The sequence below is a fragment of the Desulfovibrio sp. X2 genome (assembly GCF_000422205.1).
Taxonomy (GTDB): domain Bacteria; phylum Desulfobacterota; class Desulfovibrionia; order Desulfovibrionales; family Desulfovibrionaceae; genus Alkalidesulfovibrio.
The window spans coordinates 33775-48601 of record NZ_ATHV01000018.1 but is presented as its reverse complement, the minus strand read 5'-3'; the positions used below and the strand labels follow the sequence as shown (position 1 = coordinate 48601).

Genomic DNA, 14827 nt, shown 5'->3' with positions numbered 1-14827 from the left:
CGAGGGTGAGGCGAGAAGACATGTGGACCTCCTGCGATTAACGATGGGCCGTAGCTGTACGATCAGCAAGACCGGGTGCTCGTAACCGCGCAGGAGCGGCGGGAGTATTCCCCCGAAGGGTATTGTATTCGTCCCACACCCGGCACAAAGATGCGCCGAATGGGCTTTCCGAGGCCGGAAAGCAAGAAATCCCACGAAGTCTGACGGGCGTGGGGCCGTCCTGCGATCTAGGAGTTACGAGCTCCTGTAGGGCAATCTGCCCTAGTACGAAATGTGTGTCAAGGTGGTGTTCCTAGGTCCACCCAAGATCATCATCCGATATCCCCAGCATCCCCGAGAGGAAGTCCTCGACATCGTATCGCTTCCCTTTGACAAGTATTTTCGTGCAGATGGAGTCTGTAGAAAACGTGCGCTCCTCGTTGCGCACGTGGCAGAAGCCGCGCAGATATGTGGAGAATGTCTCATTGCGAAGAACCGTCTGCACCGTGACCTTTCTGCGAACCTTGCCGCTTCTCGATTCATAGGTGAACTCGACATCCTCGCTCCCGGACCATATCTGCACGAGGCTGGCCTCCCACCGTTCAATGGCCCTGCTCTTGGACGCATGTCCGCCATCACCATAGACCTCGCCCGTCTTCGGATCATAGTCCGTGGCCGGAGTCAGGTCCAGATGGGGTTTCGCTTTCTCGGCCTTCTTGGCGAGCTGGCTTTGCCTGTAGCGCTCGCGATCTTCCAAGGCCACGGCCTTCCATGCAGCCCAAAACCCTCCTTCCTTCCGCCTCCGCCATGCCCTAGGCGCGGTGATGATGATCTTGGCCCAAACGAGGATGGTGACCCCAAGAAGTAAAAGGAGCAGAAAGGTCCGCACGAAAGCCCTCCTAGAAAGGTGATTAGGGTTGTCTGCCCTAGCAAGTCGATATTGGCAAGGGAGAGGGAGCCGGACGGGGTAGGGGGGTCCGGAATGAGGTAACAAAGGTAACAGGGGCCGGGGATTTACCAGGGAAGCAAGGAACCATGCGGCTTTGCTGGCTGGCAGGCAAAGGTAACATCGGGGTAACAAAAGGTAACGGAAAAAGTAACATTCAATTATTCAGGGCAGTTGCGCATTATCGAAAAACAGGCCCGAAGGTAACGGATGGAGGTAACATTGTTACTTCTTGTTACTCAAATGTTACCTTTACAAAAAAGCTCGGGAAGCCTTGTGGCGTATAGCTTCCTGGGAATTTTGCCGAGGCTTGTTACCTTTGTTACCTCTTTCCGGACCCCCCTACCCTGCCGAAATTCTTCCGGCCACGCGCAGGCGCATGCGCGCGTGTAGCGCGCACGTATGGTGTCATCCTGACGAGTAGTGGCAGGATGCCATTTGCCTCGGGGATCTTAGACGACATGGCCCATAACGGGGGGTGCAAAGGGGGTGCAAACTGCACCCCTTTCGTGGGTGATTCTGGTATATTTTGGGAGGATAGAAAAAGGCCCAGAACGGCAGCAACGTCGCACTGGGCCTTGATTTCTCTGGAGCCAGCTTGGGGACTTGAACCCCAGGCCTGCTGATTACGAATCAGCTGCTCTACCAACTGAGCTAAGCTGGCCTTGAGGCGGACAAACTAGATAATAGCGGGGTCGGCGGCCGTCAAGAAGAAATGAGGCCTGCGCCGGGCCCGCGCGCCGGACACGCCGGGGAAACGGCCGGGGCCGGGGATGGAGTCGAGTCTGGGGAGTTTTTTGCGAAACGGTTCTGAACACCGTTCATCGTTCAGGGCGGACTGCAGGCCGGGCGCGCCGCGCCCCGCCCCGGCGCGTTCGGACCGGGAGCCCGGTCCGAACGCGCCGTCGAGGGAGCGAGGGCTGCAGGCTAGAACCCCATGTAGCGCCTGAAGTGCTCGCGGCGCTTGAGGGTCATGCGCACGCGGGATTTCAGGCAGCGTTCGGGATGTTCCCGGCAGACGTTGTAGAAGTGCTTGCGGCCCACGTTGTCGAACACGCCGTCCGCCACCAGGCGGTCGGCCTCCTCGACAAAAGAGGCCCTCACTCCCACGGAGTCTCCGGGAACGAATCGCGGCACGGGGTCGTGCAGCCATTTTCCGTCCGGGACGGAAAGGGAAGAGGATATGAAGCGTTCGGGTTTCGTCATCTTTCTATAGTCCGCTCTTGATGACCAGGTCGGTGATCGGGCCGCGGGACTTCTCGCCCTTGAGCACGAGGTGGGCGTAAATCTCCGCGCCCTTGAACTTCTTCACCACCCAGTTCAAGCCGTTGTTTTCTTGCGACAGGTAGGGGTTGTCGATCTGCCTCGTGTCGCCCAGGCAGACGCATTTCACATTCTCGCCCATGCGCGAGAGCAGGGCCCGCGTCTCGTTGCGGGAGAGGTTCTGCATCTCGTCCACGATGACCACGGCGTTTTCTATGGTCATTCCACGTATGTATGCAAGAGGTAAGAGCTCGAATTTCTTGAGGTCGAACTGGGGAGGGTAGACGTCGGGGTTAGTGAACAGCCGGTTTGCGGGCCTGAGAGCGTGCAGTTTCATGACCAGGTCGGAGATGTAGCGGGTATAGGGCTCCATCTTCTCCTCGACCTTGCCCGGCAGGTAGCCGAGCTTCTGGCCGATCTCGTACATGGGCTTGACCACGTAGATTTTCTGATGCGACTTCTTCTCCAGGACGAGGTGCATGGCCGCGGCCAGGGCAAGGAAGCTCTTGCCGTACCCGGCCTCGCTCTGGATGGAGACCACTGGAATGCCCTCGTGCGTCAGCAGTTCCAGGGCCAGGTTCTGGTAGACCCCGCGCGGGGTCACGTTCCAGACCTTGTGCTGGTAGTTGATGACCTTCTCGCCTTCAGGACCGTGGAAGACCGGACGTCCTTCCGCCCAGCGGAAGGAGTTCGCGATGGGACCCGAGCCGTTGTCCAGGAAGCCGGTGTAGTACTCGGCCTCGGACTTGAACGGCACGGACTCCCGGTACGCCTCGCTCTCGATCCCCTTGCTCGCGGCCTGGAGCTGGAGGATCTTGTCGTTGGTCACGAGGATGGGCTTGTCGATGCCCGAGATGGAGATCTCGTCGAGGATGAAGTTGTCCACGTGGCTGTCGAAGGCGTCGGCAATCTTTTCCGCCTTCAGGATCTTGAAGGCCTCCGGATGCTCGCCCAGGACCTTCACGACCCTGGCCACGATGTGGCCGAGCCGCGGGTCCTTCTTGAACTTATTGAGCTCGAGCAGGACGTGGTAGGGGATGAAGACGTCGTTCTCGGCGCCGTTGCGCAGTTGCAAGAGGGCCTTGGGGTCTTCCAGCAAGACGTTGGTGTCGACGACGAACTGCTTTTTCATGGGCTGCATCTGGGCTCCGGTTCCGGTGGCGGCACGGCGCGCGAGGCGAGGCGCGCGGGTCGGGACTCACGGTCAGGTGGGTGCCCGGCCTGCGGGTCGTTCGGCGTCGGGGCCGCCGCAGTGGTGGGGGTGAAGGGAAGCGGTCGGAGGCGAAGGGAGGCGTGTCCCTTTTCCGCGGAGCGGGGATCGGGTCCGGGCGGGCGTTGCTGCACCCGGATCTGAGTGCCGCCCGGCGGGCGGAACGAGGCGTGCTGTCGATCGAGCAACTGCCGTTTTTCCTCGTGAACGCGGCATCCGGCCGCAAGGGGCCTGTGGGCGGATACTACGGCCGGTGCGTGACATGCTGGTTACACGCAGTGTCGACGAACCGCAACCATTCATGCGGAAACGGGCGCGCAGCACCCCTTCCTCCTCCCCGTTGAAGTGTACCGCCGGCCCTTGACGACACTGCCGTGTCCGCATATTACGCTGGAGTATGCGGCCCTCGGCCGAAATACCGCCATTGGTACAGGAGGACACATCATGTCTGATGAACAGAAATGCCATACGCATGACCACCACTCGCACGGCCACCACGGCCATGATCATCATTGCTGCTGCACTTGCGAGGAGCATGCCAAGGTCGGCAAGAAGATCGAGAACTTCACCATGGACGTCTACGATCCCACTGAAGGCGGCTTCTCCGAGGTCGAACTGAAGAAGCTCCGCAAGGCGGGCAAGTGGGTGGTCCTGGTCTTCTACCCGGCAGACTTCACCTTCGTCTGCCCCACCGAGCTCGCGGACCTTGCCGAGAAGCACCCGCAGCTCGCCGCAATGGACTGCGAGGTCATCTCGGTCTCCACGGACACCAAGTTCACCCACATGGCCTGGCGCACGGACGAGCGCCTGCTGGCGAACGTGAAGTACAAGATGGCCGCCGACCCCACGGGCAAGGTCTCCCGCTACTTCGGCGTCTACGATTGCGAGGCGGGCACGGCGCTTCGCGGCACCTTCGTGGTCAACCCGGACGGCGTTCTGGTCTCTTCCGAGGTCAACTTCTACAACGTGGGCCGCAACGCGGACGAGCTGCTGCGCAAGATGCAGGCCAACGTCCACCTGCGGGAGAACCCGACCGAGGCCTGCCCGGCCAAGTGGGAGCCGGGCAAGAAGACCCTGACGCCTTCCGAGAAGCTGGTGGGCAAGGTCTACGAGGCCCTCTACGAGTAGCGGCCCCGAACGGGCGCGAACGATCCGGTGAGGGGGGCGACGCGGCCGCGTCGCCCCTTCTTCGTGCGGAAGCTAGGCCTCTGTCCGGCCGAGGTACCTGTCGGCCAGCGCCTTGGCGCGCACGGCCACGCTCGACATCTCGGGCTTGGAGATCTGGTCGTCCGCGCCCACGGCATCGCCCTTGTGGCGCAGCTTGTCCGTGATCAGCGAGGAGAAGAGGATCACGGGGATCTCCTTGAGGCTCGGGTCCGACTTGATGCGCCGGGTCAGGGAGTGGCCGTCCATGCCGGGCATCTCGATGTCCGAGATGATCACGTGCACGTGCTCGGACATGGGCCTGCCCGCGCTCTCGGCCGCGCCCTTCCATTCCTGGAGCTTGTTCCAGGCCATCTCGCCGTTGATCGTGCGCGTGACCTGAAAGCCCGCCTGCTCCAGCGAGGAGCCGATCATGCGGCGGATCGTCGTGGAGTCGTCCGCGATCAGGGCGCGGTAGCAGAACTCCTCCCCGGGCGCGCAGACGCTGTCCAGGGGCCGGAGCCCCAGGTTCGGGTTCAGCTCGCCCACGATCTTCTCCATGTCCAGGAGGAAGACCACGCGCGTGTCCAGCCGGACCACGCCGGTCACGGACTCCTCTGAGAAGCGCTGCACGTGCACCGAGGGCGGCTCGATGTCGCCCCAGGAGAGGCGGTGGATGCGGGTCACGCCCGAGACCTGGAAGGCGTTGACCACGTTGTTGAACTCGGTGACGATGACCTTGTCCTCGGGCGAGGGCGCGGTGGACTTGCCGAGCCACATGGGCAGGTGGACCAGGGAGATGACCTTGTTGCGCAGATTGAAGGTGCCGCGCACGGACGGGTGCAGCGCGCCCGGCAGGCTCGTTATCTGCGGCAGGCGGATGATCTCCAGCACCTTGGCCACGTTCACGCCGTAGTAGCCGCGGTACGTCTCGCCGTTCGCCCCGAGTTCGTCGATGTAGAACTCGACGATCTCGAGTTCGTTGGTACCGGCCTCGAGCAGGATGTTCGTGTTCGCCATTTCCCCCCTCCTCACTTGATGCAGCCGAAATTCCGAACGAAGGCGCAATGTTGCGCCGGGCGCTCTATACGTCGCGGCCGGTGGCGAACGTGTGACGCCGTCGGCCGGTGTCCCGGGGCCGGAGCCCCGCTCTCAGTCGCGCTCTTCGGGCAGCGGAATGCCCGCGGCCCGAAGCCATTCCCTGGGCAGCTTCCTCAGCTGCTCGGGGTCCGCCTGGTGCGGCGTCCAGGCCCAGTCAGGATTCTCCCGCCAGTCGGCCGGGCCCGGGGAGGGCACGCGGCCGGCCCAGAATTCGTTGTAGTGGAAGGTCCGGCCCCACTCGGCCGAGGGGATGTGCACCCCCTCCACGCCGATGTTCTGCGCGCGCGCCAGGATGGGGAAGACCTCCACCCGTTCGCCGCGCACCCGCGTGTTCAGGTTGTTGTCCCAGTTGCCGTGCGAGTAGTCGAAGTCCCACAGGGGCTTCATCTCCTCGAAACGGTCGCGCCAGGTGGCCCAGGCCCAGGGCGTGAACCAGGCCCGGCGCGCGGTGCGTCCGTATTCGGCCTCGGGCGGCCGCTGGTTGTTGTAGGCGGTCACGCTGAAGACGGCGGGATCGTCCGCGTAGGCGCGGCCGCAGTGCTCGAAGTAGAGCAGGGCGTCGCGGGCGAGGAGGATGTCGTCCTCGAGGTGGATGTTGAAATCCGTCTGCAGGAAGGCGAAGGAGAGGGCCTGGTAGACGTTGACCGGGCAGGAGAGGACGTGCTCGTTCACGTGCACGCGCGTCTCGCGCGTGAAGTCGATGGAGCGGGCCAGGGCCAGGACCTCGTCGTCGCCCGGCTCCACGCAGGCGATGAGCGTGTAGCGCTCGATCCCGGAACAGCGCGAGAGCGCCCCGAGCACCTTCCGCAGATAGTGCGGCCGGTTGAAGAGGGTCATGGTGATCGTCCGGGTCCGCATGGTGTGCGGATTGTGCCCCAGGCCCAAGGTACTGTAAAGGGAACTTCATGCTCGGCGCTGAACATATAACGGCAGATGGGAGCCCGCACGACGCCGCTTTGCCGCGGCTTTGCGTCGTCGTGCCGAACCACGACTACGGACGCTTCCTGCCCCGGCTCTTCGCGGCGCTCGCGGCGCAGACCCTGCCCCTTTCGCAGGTCCGGATCGTGTTCGCGGACGACGGCAGCACGGACGGCTCGGCGGATGCGGCGCGCGCCCTCCTGCCCGGACTCGGCGCGGCCTCCTGGGAGGTGGTGGAGCTCCCCCACGGCGGGCGGCCCGGCCGCACCAGGAACGAGGGCGCGGCCAGGGCCGGGGCGCCCTTCGCGGTCTGCCTGGACCCGGACGACGAGCCCATGCCGGATTTCCTCGCCTCCCTGCTCGCGGCCCTGGAAGCGGGCGCGGACGTGGCCTACGCGGACTACGCCGAGGTGGGCGCGGACGGCGAGGAGCGCGCGGTGCGGCTGCCGGACTTCGATCCGGACCTCCTGCGCACCCAGAACGTCCTCGCGCCCACGGCCATGTTCCGGCTCGAGAGCTTTCGCGCCGCGCGCGGCTATCGCGAGAACACGGAGTACGAGGACTGGGACCTGTGGACGCGCATGGCGCTTGTGGGCTGCCGCTTCGCCCGCGTGCCCCGCGTGCTCTACCGCCACATCTGGCACGGGGCCAACTTCTCCCGCCTGGCTCAGGCGCGCGACGGCCCGGCCAAGGCGCATCTGGTGCGCAACAACAAGCGCTTCTTCGCGCCCGAGGTCGGACAGTGGGCGGACGCGCTGCTGCGCGGCGAGCCCTGGGCCCTGCCCTTCGGCCGGGGCCTCGTCCCGCGCGCCTCGGACGTGGCGCGCATGCGGGAGCTGGCGGGCAGGGCCGCGGCCGAAATCTCGCGCAGGGGGCGCAAAGGCGGATGACCACCCTTTTCATGCGCCGAAAAAGTGGTATGCTCGCCGCAAATCTCACGGAGGACCGGCAGTGCACGATTCCCCTGACGCGCATGGCGCCCCCCGCGCGGAACGCATCCCCCGCCTGGTGGCCCTGGCGTGGTTCTTCCTCTCTCTCGGCGGCCTGCTGCTGCACCTGCGGCTGCATCCGCCTTCCGAGGCCCTCGCCCACTGGGTCCCCTTCATCACGGCCCTGATCAACACCCTGGTCCTGCCCTGGCTCTTCCTGCGGCGCGAGACCGCGCCCTGGGGCTGCCTGGCCGCCTGGTTCACGGTGATCTTGGGCAGCACGGCCATGGCCTGGACCGCGGCCGTCTCCTGGCAGGGGCCGGTGACCGCGCAGACCGTGATCCTCAAATCCACCTTGCCCGACATCCTCATCCTCTGGACCAAGCTGCCCCTGGCTCACGTGGCCGTGATCGCGCAGCGGCCCGAAGGACCGCCGAAATCCCAGCGGGGGTGCCGCGCATGAGCGTCCGTCCCCTCACCCCGCACTCCACGCGCCCCCTGGCCCGGGGGCTGCTGATCGTCCTGGCCGTGCTCGCCGTCGCCGTCTGGCCCGTGGCCGCCGTGGTGCAGGACGCCAAGCCCCTGTTCTCGTCCGATTGGTGGACGGACGTCGGCATGGCCCTCGGCATGGCCGGGGCCCTGTGCCTGACGCTGCAGTTCGTCATCGCCTCGCGTCTGCGCCTTCTCGACCGGCTGGTGGGGCTGGACGACCTCTTCAAGGCGCACCGCGTCGTCGGCATCACCGCTGCCTGCCTGCTCTTCTGCCACCCCTTCGTGGTTTTCGCCCTGCAAAAGGACATCGGCCCGCCCGTGCTCAAGCAGTGGCCGTTGCTCGCGGGCGCCGCAAGCCTGACCACGCTGTGGTTCGCGGCGGGCGTGGCCCGCTTCAGGAGTTGGCTCGGCCTCTCCTTTTCCCGCTGGCTGCCCCTGCACCGCCTGGGTGTGCTCTGCCTGACCGGCCTCGTGGCCCTGCACGCGGCCTTCGTCACGGACGAGATCGAGGTCATCGCCTTCATGCCGCTTCTGGGCGGCCTCTTCTTCCTCGCGGCGCGCGGTTTCGTGCCCGGCATCTCCGGGCGGGCCTTCGGCGGCGGCGGCGCGCCGCTGCGCTTCCGCGTGGCGGGCGTGGCCCAGGCCGGGCGCGAGGCCCACGAGGTGCGCCTCGCCCCCGTCGAGGGGCGGATCTTCGACTACGCGCCGGGCCAGTTCGCCTTCGTGACCTTCCTGAGCCCGGCCCTGCCGCGTGAGGAGCACCCCTGGACCATCGCCTCGGCCCCGGAGGAAGCGGAGCTGCGCTTCACCATCCGCTGCTCGGGCGACTTCACGGCCATGATCGGCCGCCTCTCGCCCGGCGACGAGGCCCTGGTGCGCGGCCCCTACGGCCGCTTCAGCCTGCTGACCGAGGCCGCGGACCCGGACGAGGATCTGCTCTTCCTGGCTGCGGGCGTGGGCATCACCCCTATGCTCTCCATGCTCCGCCACCTCTCCCGCGCCGCCGCGCCCGCGCCGCAGGGAGCGGAAGAGGCGGAGGCCGTCGCAAACAGCAACGGCAGACGCCGCGTGCGCCTCATCTGGAGCAACCGCGAACAGGCGGACGTGGCCCACGCGGCCGAGCTGGAGAGTCTCGCGGAGAGCCTGCCCGGCCTGAGCGTGCGCCACGTGCTGACGCGCGGTCCGGACGGCGAGCGGCTCGACGCCGAGGGGCTGGCCGGGATGATCGCCGCCGTGCCGCCCTCGGCCCGCGTCTTCCTCTGCGGCCCTCCGGGCTTCATGCGCATGGCCAGGGCGGCGCTGGACAAGCGGGGCTTCGCGCACGAGCGGGTGCACTGGGAGGAATTCTCGCTCTAGTGTGACGTCCGCAAAATACGCTAAGCCGTATTTTGCGGAAGATCGCTGCACCGAAAACGTGGTTGCCGCATCGCTGCTGTCGGCATCGCTGCTGTCGGCAGCCGTAAGGCTCGCGCCAAAGCGCGCTCGCCTAACGGCTGCCGCTGGCGGCGGAACCTTGCATTCGCCCGGTTCACGTGTCGCGTACGACTCCTGCGCAGCATATCGACTTTTTTCACGGACGCGACACTAGCCCCGGCGGGCCGGGGCGGACCCGGGGAAGAGGAGCCGCAATTCCTCCGCGCCGGGCTTGCCAAGCCGGCTCAACCGCCGTATGGACCGGTATGCGTTGCCTTTTTCAGCCGCGCGCAGCATCCGGCAGAAGCTGTCCCCGAAGGCCCCAACCCGACGCCCCAGCCCGACGCGAGATGAGCAGCAAGCGCATTTTCCCCCGCCGCAGCAGACGATCCCCCGCCCTGTCCGAGCGCCTGCTCGGAGCGGCCGCGGCGCTGCTCATGGCGGTCGTGCTCATCGCGCCCGCGTCCCCGCGCCGCATCCTGGCCGCGGACGAGGCGGTCCTGCCGTCCTCGGCCGGGCCGGTCTACAAGAGCGTCACGCCGGACACGGCTGGGCCGGACGAGTACACCGTGCGGCGCACGGTGGTGCAGCCGGGCCAGGGCAGGGGGGCGATGCCGCCTTCCCCGGCTCCGGGCGAGCCCGTGGCTCCGTCCGCGTCCGGCCAGACGCAATCGGGCCAGACGCAATCGGGCCAGACGCAATCGGGCCAGACGTCCCCCGCGGCAAAGCCCGAGACCCCGCCGCCGCCCCTGGTCCTGCCCGAGCCGTCCGGAAACGGTCAGCCCGCAGGCAGCCAGGCCGCCCCGGCCAAGCCGGAGGCGGCAAAGCCCGAGGCGAAGCCTGAGGCCGCGAAGCCGGAGCCGCCGCTGCAGCGCGAGCCCGCCTCGGGCAAGGCCTCGTCCGAAAAATCTTCCGCCAAGGCTCCGTCGGGCAAGGCTTCCTCGGGCCAGACCCCGGCCGCCAAGGCCGCGCCCGCGGCCAAGGCCGAGAAGGCTCCCGCCGCCCCGCCGCGCCGCGCCACGATCACGACCGGACGGCAGGGCAACACCTTCCAGGTGCGCCTGAACACGGACGGTCCGGTCCAGTTCACCTACTTCGAGATGAAGAACCCCCCGCGCCTGGTCGTGGACCTGCTCGGCAACTGGACCGTGGACGGCCTGCGCGACCGCACCTTCGGGCAGGCGGGCAAGGGCGTCGAGGGCTGCCTCGGCATGCGCCTGGGCCAGCATCCGGACCGGCTGCGCGCGGTCTTCGACCTCGACCCCGCGCGGCCGCCCAAGGCCGAGCTCTCCAAGTCCGACGAGGGCGTGCTGATCAGGTTCCGCAACTAGCCCCTCCGCCCTTTTTTTCCTCTCCCGCCTCCTCTGCCCCTGCGGCCCGCCGCCGTGCCGCGCGTCCGAAGACGCCCGCGTCCGGCAGGGAGCGCGGCCGCCGACGCCTTGCCCGCGCAGGGTGCATCTGCTAAGGACATGGGGCTTTGGCATCTCACACCCGGAGGCATTTCATGGCCCGCAAGGTTTCCGCCGCACCGTCCCCCGAGGACAGCCGCCGCGAGGCGCTCAAGACCGCCCTGACCACCATCGAGCGCAAGTGGGGCCAGGGGTCGATCATGAAGCTCGACGAGGGGGCGCACCAGGCCATTCCCGTCATCCCCACCGGCTCCATCGGCCTGGATCTGGCGCTCGGCGTGGGCGGCATCCCGCGCGGCCGCGTGACCGAGATCTACGGCCCGGAATCGAGCGGCAAGACCACGTTGGCCCTGCACATCATCGCCGAGGCCCAGAAGCTCGGCGGCACCGCGGCCTTCATCGACGCGGAGCACGCCCTGGACATCTCCTACGCCCGCAGGCTCGGCGTGCACACCAACGACCTGCTCATCTCCCAGCCCGACTACGGCGAGCAGGCCCTGGACATCGCGGACATGCTCGTGCGCTCCAACGCCGTGGACATCATCGTGGTCGACTCCGTGGCCGCGCTGATCCCCCAGGCCGAGCTCGAGGGCAACATGGGCGAGACCCAGGTGGGCGGGCAGGCGCGCCTCATGTCGCACGCCCTGCGCAAGCTCACCGGCTCCATCCACAAGTCCAACACCGCCGTGGTCTTCATCAACCAGATCCGCATGAAGATCGGCACCATGGGCTACGGCAACCCCGAGACCACCACGGGCGGCAACGCGCTCAAGTTCTACTCCTCCATGCGCCTGGACATCAGAAAGATCCAGACGCTCAAGAACCAGGACGAGGTCTACGGCAGCCGCGCCCGCGTCAAGGTCGTGAAGAACAAGGTGGCGCCTCCGTTCCGCGAGGCCGCCTTCGACATCCTCTACGGCACCGGCATCTCCCGCCCGGGCGAGCTCATCGACCTCGGCGTGGACGCCAAGGTCATCGAGAAGTCCGGCTCCTGGTTCGCCTACGGCGCAGAGCGCCTGGGCCAGGGCAAGGAGAACGTGCGCGCCCTGCTGCTCGACAACCCAGAGCTCATGGCCAAGATCGAGCAGGACCTCATGCAGCACCTGGGCATGCTCGACCTCACCTCCCCGGACGGGGAGGAGGCGGCCGACGCCCAAGGCGCAGAGGACTAGACAGACGATATCGCGGCACGGGCCGGGCGTCTCGCCCGGCCCGCGCCTTTTCATACCCCATACGGAAAGAGAGAAACCTCCCGGCGGCGCAAGCGCACGGGAGCCCGCAACGGACCCCACGCAAGGAGCCCACGGCATGATCACCGCCAGCGAGATACGCAAGCGCTTCCTCGACTACTTCGCCCGGCACGGCCACCAGGTCGTCCCTTCCTCCCCCCTCGTGCCGCGCGACGACCCCACCCTGTACTTCACCAACGCGGGCATGGTGCAGTTCAAGAAGCTCTTCCTGGGCCAGGAGAAGCGCGACTACTCCCGCGCCACCACCTCCCAGAAGTGCCTGCGCATCTCCGGCAAGCACAACGACCTCGAGAACGTGGGCCGCACCGCGCGCCACCACACCTTCTTCGAGATGCTCGGCAACTTCTCCTTCGGCGACTATTTCAAGGCCGACGCCATCCGCTTCGCCTGGGGCTTCATCACCGAGGAGCTCGGCCTGCCCAGGGACCGCCTCTACGTCACGGTCTTTCGCGACGACGACGAGGCCCACGAGCTGTGGCAGAAGGTCGCGGGAGTTCCGGCCGAGCGCATCTTCCGCCTGGGCGAGAAGGACAACTTCTGGTCCATGGGCGACACCGGCCCCTGCGGTCCCTGCTCCGAGATCTACGTGGACCAGGGCGAGCACATGAACTGCGGCCCGGACTGCGCCATCGGCCGCTGCGACTGCGACCGCTTCCTGGAGATCTGGAACCTCGTGTTCATGCAGTACGACCAGATCGAGCCGGGCAAGCGCGTGCCCCTGCCGCGCCCCTCCATCGACACCGGCATGGGGCTCGAGCGCGTGGCCGCCGTGTGCCAGGGCAAGTTCTCCAACTTCGACTGCGACCTCTTCCAGGAACTCATCGACTACATCGCAGTCATCGCGGGCGTCGCCTACAAGTCCGGCGACGAGGAGAGCGACGTGGCGCTGCGCGTCATCGCGGACCACTCCCGCGCCGCCGCCTTCCTGATCACCGACGGCGTCATGCCCTCCAACGAGGGCCGCGCCTACGAGCTGCGCCGCATCATCCGCCGGGCGCTGCGCTTCGGCACGCTCATCGGCTTCAAGGACCCCTTCCTGTACAAGGTCTGCCTGAAGGTGGCCGAGGTCATGGGCGAGGCCTATCCCGACCTGCTGACCGGCCGCGACTTCATGGCCAAGGTCGTGCGCGAGGAAGAGGAGCGGTTCGCCCGCACCCTGGGCAAGGGGCTGGACATGCTTTCCGAGGAGCTCGCGGGCCTTGCGGCGGCCGGGAAGAAGACCGTGCCCGGCGACGTGGCCTTCAAGCTCTACGACACCTTCGGGTTCCCCATCGACATCGTCAAGGACGTGGCCGAGAAGCAGGGCTTTTCCGTGGACGAGCAGGGCTTCACCGCGGCCATGGCCCGGCAGAAGGAGCGCGCCCGCGAGGCCTGGAAGGGCTCGGGCGAGCAGGACCTCGCCGGGCGCTTCGCCGCGCTGCTCGAGACCGGCCTCTCCTGCACCTTCCTCGGCTACGACACGCTCACGGCCGAGAGCAGGCTGCTGGCCGTGCTCGACGAGCGGGGCGAGCCCGTGGAGCGCCTGCCCCAGGGGCAGGGCGGCTTCGTCGTGGCCGCGGCCACGCCGTTCTACGGCGAGTCCGGCGGCCAGGCGGGCGACACCGGCCTCATCGAGACCATGTCCGGCCTGGCCGACGTGCTCGACACCGTGAAACCCGCCCAGAACCTCCACGTGCACAAGGTCTTCGTGACCGAGGGCGACCTCGCCCGCGACCAGGAGGCCAAGCTCTCGGTGGATGAGGACAACCGTCTGGCCACGGCGCGCAACCACACCGCGACCCACCTTTTGCACGCCGCCCTGCGCGCCGTGCTCGGCGACCACGTGAAGCAGGCCGGTTCCCTGGTCGGGCCCGACCGCCTGCGCTTCGACTTCACCCACATCGCGGCCATGACGCCCGAGGAGATCGCGGACGTCGAGGCGCGCGTGAACGAATCCATCCTCGCGGCCCTGCCCGTGCAGCGCGAGGTCATGAGCCAGAAGGCCGCCATCGCCAAGGGCGCGACCGCGCTGTTCGGCGAGAAATACGGCTCGGAGGTCTGCGTGGTCGAGGTGCCGGGCGTGTCCATGGAGCTTTGCGGCGGCACGCACCTCACGAACACCGGCCAGGCCGGTCCCTTCCTCGTCCTCTCCGAGTCCGGCGTGGCCGCGGGCGTGCGCCGCATCGAGGGCGCCACGGGACTGAACGCGCTCACCGCCATCCACGCCCTGCGCAGCGAGGTGGAAAAGGCCGCGGGCCTGCTCAAGGGCCGCCCCGGCGAGCTCGTGGAGCGCATCTCCGGCCTGCAGAAGGAGGTCAAGGCGCTCGCCAAGGAGCGCGAGCAGCTCCAGGCCAAGCTCCTCTCCGGCGCGGGCAAGAGCCTCATGGACGACGTGCGCGAGGTCGGCGGCGTGAAGCTGCTCACCGTGGCCACCGAGGGCGTGGCCGTGAAGGCCCTGCGCGAGCAGATGGACGACATCCGCTCCAAGATGTCCTCGGGCGTGGCCTGCCTCGTCTCCGCCCAGGAGGACGGCAAGGTCTCCCTGATCCTCTACGTCTCCAAGGACCTGCACGGCCGCTTCACGGCCCAGTCGCTGATCAAGGAGGTCGCCGCGCCCATCGGCGGCTCCGGCGGCGGCAGGCCGGACATGGCCCAGGCGGGCGGCACCGACGCCTCGGGCATCCCGGCTGCCTTCGCGGCCCTCGAGAAATTGATCGCCGGCTAGCCCGGACCGCTGAAAAACGCCGTCCGCGGCGTTGCTGCGAAAAGCTCAGGCCCGGCGCGTATGTGACAAT

General features: G+C 67.1%; 12 protein-coding genes and 1 tRNA gene. 7 read left to right on the top strand and 6 right to left on the bottom strand.

Annotation, left to right across the window (positions count from 1 at the left end; all coding sequences use genetic code 11):
* Positions 1-292: 292 nt before the first annotated feature.
* The 4 genes from DSX2_RS06445 to DSX2_RS06430 all read right to left on the bottom strand — a co-directional run bounded on the left by DSX2_RS06445 (position 293) and on the right by DSX2_RS06430 (position 3329).
* The gene (locus tag DSX2_RS06445) at positions 293-868 is read right to left on the bottom strand and encodes a hypothetical protein (RefSeq protein WP_020880358.1); all 576 of its coding nucleotides are present in this window, start codon (positions 866-868) and stop codon (positions 293-295) included.
* A gap of 645 nt (positions 869-1513) precedes the next feature.
* Positions 1514-1589, bottom strand: a tRNA-Thr gene (locus DSX2_RS06440).
* A gap of 263 nt (positions 1590-1852) precedes the next feature.
* Positions 1853-2035, bottom strand: coding sequence for a hypothetical protein (locus DSX2_RS06435; protein WP_152512863.1), 183 nt, complete (start codon positions 2033-2035; stop codon positions 1853-1855).
* Between the two features lie 100 nt (positions 2036-2135).
* Positions 2136-3329: a PhoH family protein gene (locus tag DSX2_RS06430; protein ID WP_020880356.1), complete on the bottom strand. Its 1194-nt coding sequence runs from the start codon at positions 3327-3329 to the stop codon at positions 2136-2138.
* 513 nt (positions 3330-3842) lie between these two features.
* Here DSX2_RS06430 and DSX2_RS06425 point away from each other — a divergent pair.
* Positions 3843-4526, top strand: coding sequence for a peroxiredoxin (locus tag DSX2_RS06425; protein WP_020880355.1), 684 nt, complete (start codon positions 3843-3845; stop codon positions 4524-4526).
* A 72-nt stretch (positions 4527-4598) separates the two neighbouring features.
* Here the strand turns inward: DSX2_RS06425 and DSX2_RS06420 are convergent, their stop codons facing one another.
* Entirely contained in the window at positions 4599-5561 is a 963-nt protein-coding gene (locus tag DSX2_RS06420) for a chemotaxis protein (protein WP_020880354.1), read from the bottom strand.
* A gap of 132 nt (positions 5562-5693) precedes the next feature.
* Positions 5694-6479 carry a Glycosyl transferase, family 13 gene (locus DSX2_RS06415; RefSeq protein WP_020880353.1) on the bottom strand — a complete coding sequence of 262 codons (786 nt, stop codon included), beginning with the start codon at positions 6477-6479 and terminating at the stop codon, positions 5694-5696.
* A 119-nt stretch (positions 6480-6598) separates the two neighbouring features.
* On the opposite strand from DSX2_RS06415, the gene DSX2_RS06410 reads away from it, so the two are divergent.
* From DSX2_RS06410 to alaS, 6 genes are all read left to right on the top strand, one after another.
* Positions 6599-7450 carry a glycosyltransferase family 2 protein gene (locus DSX2_RS06410; RefSeq protein WP_035041076.1) on the top strand — a complete coding sequence of 284 codons (852 nt, stop codon included), beginning with the start codon at positions 6599-6601 and terminating at the stop codon, positions 7448-7450.
* 61 nt (positions 7451-7511) lie between these two features.
* Positions 7512-7952: a hypothetical protein gene (locus DSX2_RS06405; RefSeq protein ID WP_020880351.1), complete on the top strand. Its 441-nt coding sequence runs from the start codon at positions 7512-7514 to the stop codon at positions 7950-7952.
* Positions 7949-9337 carry a ferric reductase-like transmembrane domain-containing protein gene (locus tag DSX2_RS06400; RefSeq protein WP_020880350.1) on the top strand — a complete coding sequence of 463 codons (1389 nt, stop codon included), beginning with the start codon at positions 7949-7951 and terminating at the stop codon, positions 9335-9337. Before DSX2_RS06405 ends, DSX2_RS06400 begins: the two co-directional genes overlap by 4 nt.
* A gap of 407 nt (positions 9338-9744) precedes the next feature.
* Complete coding sequence (locus DSX2_RS06395; protein WP_020880349.1) at positions 9745-10725, top strand: AMIN domain-containing protein; 981 nt, start codon at positions 9745-9747, stop codon at positions 10723-10725.
* A 173-nt stretch (positions 10726-10898) separates the two neighbouring features.
* Positions 10899-11975 (top strand): recombinase RecA, encoded by a 1077-nt coding sequence (gene recA, locus DSX2_RS06390; protein WP_020880348.1) that lies wholly within the window; start codon positions 10899-10901, stop codon positions 11973-11975.
* Positions 11976-12111: 136 nt separating this feature from the next.
* Complete coding sequence (gene alaS / locus DSX2_RS06385) at positions 12112-14757, top strand: alanine--tRNA ligase (protein WP_020880347.1); 2646 nt, start codon at positions 12112-12114, stop codon at positions 14755-14757.
* Positions 14758-14827 lie beyond the last annotated feature (70 nt).

Excerpts from the sequence above, each read along its gene's own strand:
- DSX2_RS06430 (WP_020880356.1), bottom strand. The coding sequence starts at position 3,329 with ATGCAGCCCATGAAAAAGCAGTTCGTCGTCGACACCAACGTCTTGCTG.
- DSX2_RS06425 (WP_020880355.1), top strand. The coding sequence starts at position 3,843 with ATGTCTGATGAACAGAAATGCCATACGCATGACCACCACTCGCACGGC.
- DSX2_RS06420 (WP_020880354.1), bottom strand. The coding sequence starts at position 5,561 with ATGGCGAACACGAACATCCTGCTCGAGGCCGGTACCAACGAACTCGAG.
- DSX2_RS06415 (WP_020880353.1), bottom strand. The coding sequence starts at position 6,479 with ATGACCCTCTTCAACCGGCCGCACTATCTGCGGAAGGTGCTCGGGGCG.
- DSX2_RS06400 (WP_020880350.1), top strand. The coding sequence starts at position 7,949 with ATGAGCGTCCGTCCCCTCACCCCGCACTCCACGCGCCCCCTGGCCCGG.
- DSX2_RS06395 (WP_020880349.1), top strand. The coding sequence starts at position 9,745 with ATGAGCAGCAAGCGCATTTTCCCCCGCCGCAGCAGACGATCCCCCGCC.
- recA (WP_020880348.1), top strand. The coding sequence starts at position 10,899 with ATGGCCCGCAAGGTTTCCGCCGCACCGTCCCCCGAGGACAGCCGCCGC.
- alaS (WP_020880347.1), top strand. The coding sequence starts at position 12,112 with ATGATCACCGCCAGCGAGATACGCAAGCGCTTCCTCGACTACTTCGCC.